This is a genomic window from Deinococcota bacterium (assembly GCA_030858465.1).
Classification (GTDB): Bacteria; Deinococcota; Deinococci; order Deinococcales; family Trueperaceae; genus JALZLY01.
On record JALZLY010000131.1, the window covers coordinates 1 to 6,542 of the forward strand.

6 protein-coding genes are annotated in these 6,542 nt (G+C 67.1%); all 6 read left to right on the forward strand.

Translation table 11 applies throughout. The features are described 5' to 3' along the window. Positions 1–71: 71 nt before the first annotated feature. Positions 72–596, forward strand: coding sequence for an NADH-quinone oxidoreductase subunit NuoI (gene nuoI / locus M3498_06220; GenBank protein ID MDQ3458879.1), 525 nt, complete (start codon positions 72–74; stop codon positions 594–596). A gap of 131 nt (positions 597–727) precedes the next feature. Beyond that, entirely contained in the window at positions 728–1,276 is a 549-nt protein-coding gene (locus M3498_06225; protein MDQ3458880.1) for an NADH-quinone oxidoreductase subunit J, read from the forward strand. Positions 1,277–1,339: 63 nt separating this feature from the next. After that, complete coding sequence (gene nuoK / locus M3498_06230) at positions 1,340–1,660, forward strand: NADH-quinone oxidoreductase subunit NuoK (GenBank protein MDQ3458881.1); 321 nt, start codon at positions 1,340–1,342, stop codon at positions 1,658–1,660. Positions 1,661–1,764: 104 nt separating this feature from the next. Then, entirely contained in the window at positions 1,765–3,687 is a 1,923-nt protein-coding gene (gene nuoL, locus M3498_06235) for an NADH-quinone oxidoreductase subunit L (protein ID MDQ3458882.1), read from the forward strand. Further along, the gene (locus M3498_06240) at positions 3,684–5,144 is read left to right on the forward strand and encodes an NADH-quinone oxidoreductase subunit M (protein MDQ3458883.1); all 1,461 of its coding nucleotides are present in this window, start codon (positions 3,684–3,686) and stop codon (positions 5,142–5,144) included. The genes nuoL and M3498_06240 overlap by 4 nt, the downstream gene beginning before the upstream one ends. Then, positions 5,144–6,542: NADH-quinone oxidoreductase subunit N (locus M3498_06245; GenBank protein MDQ3458884.1), on the forward strand; the 1,399-nt coding region annotated here is incomplete at its 3' end. The genes M3498_06240 and M3498_06245, both read left to right, overlap by 1 nt.

Here is a 6,542-nt window from a genome sequence, read left to right on the forward strand (position 1 = left end):
TACCCTGCCCCGAGTAGACGGTTTAACCACGGGCGTCGGCAGATGAACCCGAGTTCAGAAGGAGTGATTATATGAGTGTTTTAGATATCGCTAAAGGGATGGGGGTGACGCTCTCGCACCTGTTCAAGAAACCCGTAACGGTCTCGTATCCAGAGCAAAAAGCGGACATCAAGGCGCGTTTTCGCGGGCGGCATCACCTCTTGCGGCATCCGAACGGACTTGAAAAGTGCATCGGCTGCTCGCTCTGCGCGGCGGCCTGCCCGGCCTACGCCATCTACGTCGAGGCGGCCGAAAACGACCCTGAAAACCCGACCGCGCCCGGCGAGCGCTACGCCAAGATCTACGAGATCAACATGCTGCGCTGCATCTTCTGCGGCTTCTGCGAGGAGGCCTGCCCGACGGGTGCGGTGGTCTTGGGCCACGAGTTCGAGCTCTCCGACTTCAAGTACGACGACTTCACCTACGGCAAGGAGGACATGCTGGTCGGCGTCAAGGGCGGCAAGTGGCAACGCCGCGAGGCCGAAAAGAAGGGCACGGAGGTCCGGGTGGGCTTCACGTCGGGGCCGCGGCCCGAGCTCGAGGGCGTGGATTACTGATGGCAGGGTTCAGGATTCAGGCTTCCCTGCGGGGTGCTGCGCGAACAGGGGTCAAAAGGGTGGCGGTCGGTCCGGGTTCTACCGACCCCCGACCCCCGACCCCCGACCCCCGACCCCCGCACGGAGCGCCCATGCTGACCTTTCTGGTTCTGGCGGCGGTGATGGTGACCGGCGCGCTCGGCGTGATCTTGCTCAGGCAGCCCGTCCACGCCGCGCTCTCGCTGGTCGGTACGCTGCTCACTCTGGCGGTTACCTACATCACCCTGCACGCCCAGTTTCTGGCGGCCATCCAGGTGATCGTCTACGCCGGGGCCATCGTCGTGCTCTTTATATTCGTCATCATGCTCTTAAACGTCGAGGGCGACGAGGACAAGGACCTCTTACCCTGGCTGCGCCCGGTGGCCTACGGCGTCGGCGTGGTCGCGGCCGCCGCCATCGCGGTGACGGCCTTCAGCTCGAGGCGGCCCCTGCCCACGCCGGAGCAGGTCCAGACCAACCTCGCGGGCGGCAACGCCGGGTCCATCGCCGACCTTCTCTTTACCGACTTCATGCTCGCCTTTCAGCTCGTGGGCGTTTTGCTCCTGGTCAGCATCATCGGCTCGGTAGGTCTGGTCCAGCGCCGCGCCGAGACGGCCGCGCGCCGCGAGCGGGCCGAGGAGAGGGAACTCAGCAATGTCTAGAAGTTCAAAATTGAACATTGAACATTCAAAATCGATTTTCAATTCGCCCGAAGGGCGCCCCTGATGGTCCCGACCGAATACTATGTCGCCCTGAGCGCGGTGATCTTCGCTATCGGCGCGGTGGGCACGGTCACGCGCCGCAGCGCCATCATGATCTTCTTGTCGGTCGAGCTGATGCTGAACGCCGGCAATCTGGTGCTCGTCGCCTTTGCTTATCAGTGGGCGGGGGTCAGCGCGGCCGCGGCCTTGAGCGGCCAGACGGCGGTATTCGTCATCTTGTCGATCGCCGCCGCCGAGGTGGCGGTGGGTCTGGGCATCCTGGTGGCCATCTTCAGATACCGCCAGTCCACCAACGTGGACGAGCTCTCGGAGGTGCGGCTCTAGTGGACCCTGTCGGTTTGACCGGTGCCGGCTTGACCAGTGTCGGCCTGACTAGTGTCGGCTTAAATGGTGCCGGCTTAGATAGTGCCGGCTTCAACGTGGTGAGCCTGGCCGCACTCGCGCCCCTCCTGGCGCTCTTGGGCGCGATCATAAACGGCCTCTTCGGCCGCCGCCTGGCGGAGCCCCTGCCCGGTGTCATCGGCAGCGCGGCGGTCGGCGGCGCCTTTCTTCTCTCGCTGCTGGCCTTTGTGGGGCTTCTGGGCAGGGGCGGGGAGGGCGTGGCCGTGCCGCTTTGGACCTACCTGAGCGCAGGGACGTTTCGGCTCGAGCTCGGCTTCATCATCGACAACTTAAGCGTTGTAATGATGCTCATCATCACCGGGGTGGGTCTGCTGATTCACCTCTACTCGGTCGGCTACATGCACGGCGACGAGGGCTTCAGCCGCTACTTCGCCGGCCTCAACCTCTTCGTCGCCGCCATGCTGATCCTGGTGATGGCCGACAACTACCTGTTGATGTTCGTCGGCTGGGAGGGCGTGGGCGTCTGCTCGTTTTTGCTCATCGGCTTCTGGTACGGCGTCAAGCCCAACGCCGACGCCGCGCGCAAGGCCTTTATCGTCAACCGCATCGGCGACGTGGGCTTTCTCCTGGCGATGTTCCTGATTTTCAGGCTCTTCGGCACCTTGAACATCGCCGAGGTAAACAGCGCGGTGAGCAGCGCGATGTTCTTCGGCGCGGGAGCGGTCACGCTGATCGGGCTCTTCTTCCTGGTGGCGGCCGCCGGCAAGTCGGCGCAGTTTCCGCTTCAGGTCTGGCTGCCCGACGCGATGGCCGGCCCCACGCCCGTCTCCGCGCTCATCCACGCCGCGACCATGGTCACGGCGGGCGTCTACCTGGTGGCCAGAACGGCGCCGCTCTTCGCGCAGACGCCCGCGGCCTCGGCGGCGGTCGCCTGGGTGGGCGCGATCACCGCCCTCATCGCCGCCTTTGCCGCCCTGTCGCAGACCGACATCAAGAAGATCCTCGCCTACTCGACCATCTCGCAGCTCGGCTTCATGTTCGTGGCCGTCGGCGTGGGCGCCTACTGGGTGGGCATCTTCCACGTCTTCACCCACGCCTTCTTCAAGGCGCTGCTCTTTTTATGCGCGGGCTCGGTCATCCACGCCCTGGGCGGCGAGCAGGACATCCGGCGCATGGGTGGGCTCGGCAAGCACATGAAGGTGACCGGTGGGGCGGCGCTCGTAGGCGTCCTGGCGATCTCGGGCGTGCCCCTCTTCTCGGGCTTTTTCTCCAAGGACGCCATCCTCGCCCACACCTTTAACGCCACGCTGATCGCGGGCTACGGCAACACCCTCATCTTCGCGCTCCTGCTGGTGAGCACGGCGCTGACCGCCTTCTACATGTTCCGCTGGTACTATCTCACGTTTGCGGGGCCCGAGCGGTTGACCCGCGAGGCCAAGGCGCAGCTCCACGAGTCGCCGCGGATCATGACCGTGCCGCTCGTGGTCCTGGCCGTCCTCAGCGTCGTCGCCGGCTCCATCGGCCTGCCCGCCGACCTGGGGCTGCCCAACCTGATCGGCCCCTGGCTGACGGCTGCCACTGCCCACGTCGGCTTCGCCCACCCGGCGCTGTGGCTCGAGCTCGCCCTGATCGGCGTCTCGGTCCTGGCGGCGGCGGTGGGCCTGGGGCTGGGCTACTACGTCTATCACCTGCATGAGGGCAGACCGGTGGCCCGCTCTAGTGAAGGCGGCCTGGCGCGGCTGGGCCGCCTCTCGAGGGAGGGCGGCGGCTTCGATCTCCTCTACCGCAGGGCGGTGGTGAGTCCCGCTGAGAGCGCGGCCTCGAGCCTCGCCATTCTCGACCGGGAGCTGCTCGACCACGGCGTGATCGCCGCGGCCGAGAGCGTCGGCCTGCTGGCGACGGTCCTGGCTCGCTTCCAGTCGGGCTTTGTCCGCGCCTACGCGCTGGTGATGTTCATCGGGGCGGCGTTCTTGGTGTTGGTGGCGGTCATGACAACGGTGCTGCCGTGAGCCTCGCCGTCCTCCTCATCCCGCTCGTGGCCGCTCTTGTCGTCGCCTTGACGCGGCAGCGCAGGCTCGCCGGCGCTATCGCCGTCGTCGCCTCCGGCGTCACCTTCATGGCCGCGCTCGCTCTCGGCGGCGACGCCGGCGTGCGCATGGCCTGGCTGCCGGGCCTCGGCATCGACTTCTACCTCCGTCCCGACGGCGCGGACGCCGTGCTCGTCGCGGTGGCCGCCCTGGTCATGATCCCCACGCTGGCCTGGGCCGCCATCAAGGTCGAGCGCGGCGCGAGCGCCTTTCTCGCCCTCCTGCTGGCGATGCAGGCCGGCCTCAACGGCATCTTCCTGGCCAAGGACCTGGTGCTCTTCTACCTCTTCTGGGAGGCGACGCTCGTCCCCAGCCTCTTTCTCCTGGGCGTCTGGGGCCGCGCGCGCCGCCGCGAGGCCGCCATGAAGTTCCTGCTCTATGCGGTAGCGGGATCGTTCCTCATGCTGGTGGCGATCTTGGCGGTCAGGCCGCTCTCCGGGGCGCTGTCTTATGGCCTCGAGGACCTGCTGACGGCGACGCGGACGCTGACGCCGGCAACGCAGACCTGGCTCTTCGTCGCTTTCGCCCTGGCCTTCGCGGTCAAGCTGCCGCTCTGGCCGCTGCACGCCTGGCTGGTTGACTTCCACGAAGAGAACCACGCTTCGGGCGCGGCCGACGTGGCGGGAACGCTCTACAAGGTCGGCGGCTGGGGGTTCTTCGCCTGGGCCCTGCCGCTCTTTCCCGAGGGGGCGCGTGCGCTCGCGCCGCCGCTGCTCTTCCTGGCCGCCTTTACCGCCGTCTACGCCGCGGTGATCGCCGCTCAGCAGCGCGACCTCAAGCGCCTGCTGGCCTACGCCTCGCTGTCGCACATGGGCATCGTCGGCACCGGCCTCTTCGGCCTGCACCTGGCGGGCTTAAGCGGCGCGGTGATGCTCTTGGCCGCGCAGATGCTCTCGACGGGCGGGATGTTCCTGATCAGCGGCATGCTCTATGAGCGGCGCGGCAGCTTCGACCTCGAGCAGTACGGCGGCCTCGCCAAGGCCGCGCCGGCCCTGGCCGGGGTGAGCCTCTTCGTCCTCTTCGCCGCTATCGGCGTGCCGGGCCTGTCGAACTTTCCCGGCGAGTTCATGAGCCTCTTGGGCGCCTACCAGACGAGCCCCTGGCTGGCGGCCTTGGCGACCCTGGGCGTCATCGCCGCGGGCGTCTACGGCGTCAACCTCTACCAGCGGCTCTACTGGGGCGAGGCGGAGAACGGCCCGGCGCGGGAGCTGGGCCGGGCGGAGGCGCTGATCCTCGCGCCTATCATCGCCGGCATTCTCTTCTTCGGCCTTCTCCCCAATGCGCCGATGAGTCGCATCGACGTTCAGGCGCAGGTGATCGAAGGACAGCTCAGGGTAGGGACGACGCCTGACCCCGCCCTGGCTCGAGGAGAGCGGTGATGATCGCAGCCGACGTCAACTGGCTGGTCTTTTCGCCGCCCTTGGTGCTGCTCATAGCGGCCTGCGTCGCCCTGATGGTCGCGCTGGGGCGGGTGGACTCGAAGCCCGTCGCCCTCATCAGCCTCGGCGGCCTGGCGCTGGCGGCGGCCTTCAACACCTGGCTCTTCGTGCACGCCCAGGGCGGGGTGATGTTGCAGAGCTTCGGCCTGCGCTACGTCGCCGACACCACCGCCCTAGCCTTCAACTACGTGATCCTGCTGGGCACCGCCATGGCCGTCCTGATCTCCTATGACTACCTCAGGCGGCGCACCGGGCTCAACCATCCCGAGTACTACCCCTTGATGCTCCTGAGCGCCTGCGGCGCGCTGGTGATCGCCGCGGCGGGCGACCTCATCGTCCTCATCCTGGGCGTCGAGATCATGTCTTTGGCGACCTATGTCCTCTGCGCCTGGCGCCAGGAGCAGCGCGAGTCCGAGGAGGCGGGGATGAAGTACTTTCTCCTGGGCGCCTTCTCGACGGCTTTCTTTGTCTACGGCATCGCGCTCACCTACGGCGCGACCGGCACCTTTTCGTTTACCGGCGTCGCCACCGCGGCCTTTGCCGAGGGCTTCGACCAGGTCTTCTTGCTCACCCTGGGCGGGTTGATGATGCTTATCGGCCTCGCCTTCAAGGTGGCCCTGGCGCCCTTTCACCAGTGGGCGCCCGACGCCTATACCGGCGCGCCGACGCCGATCACCTCCTACATGAGCGTGGTCGTCAAGGCCGCGGCCTTTGCGGCCATCCTGCGCGTCGCCATCGTCGCCCTGCCCACCTTGTCGGTCTACGGCACCGCCTGGAACACCGTCCTGGCGCTGTTCACCGGCCTCACGCTGGTCATCGGCAACGTGGTGGCCCTGCGCCAGCGCGGGGTCAAACGGATGCTCGCCTATTCGGCGGTGGCGCACGCGGGCTACCTGGCCCTGGCCGTCTTGTCCGCCAACGAGCTGGGCATGCACGCGGCCATCTGGTACCTGACCGCCTACACGCTGATGACGGCGGGCGCCTTTGCCGCCCTGACGCTCTTGAGCGACGACAACGACAAGGGCGACGACCTAGAGCGCTTCGCCGGGCTCGGCCGAACCCGGCCCTGGCTGGCCGCCTCCTTCGCCCTTTTCATGCTGAGCTTAGCGGGCATTCCGCCCCTGGCGGGCTTCGTCGCCAAGGTCCTGGTCTTCCAGGCGGCCATCGCCGCGGGGCACATCACCCTGGCGGTCTTTGCCATCGTCACCAGTGTGGTGGCGGTGTATTTTTATGCTCGAGTGGTGGTCTATATGTACTTCCGCGAGCCCGAGTACGAGCCCATGAGGCACCAGGGCCGCGCCACCGGCGCCGCCATCGCCCTCGGCGCCGTCGGCACGG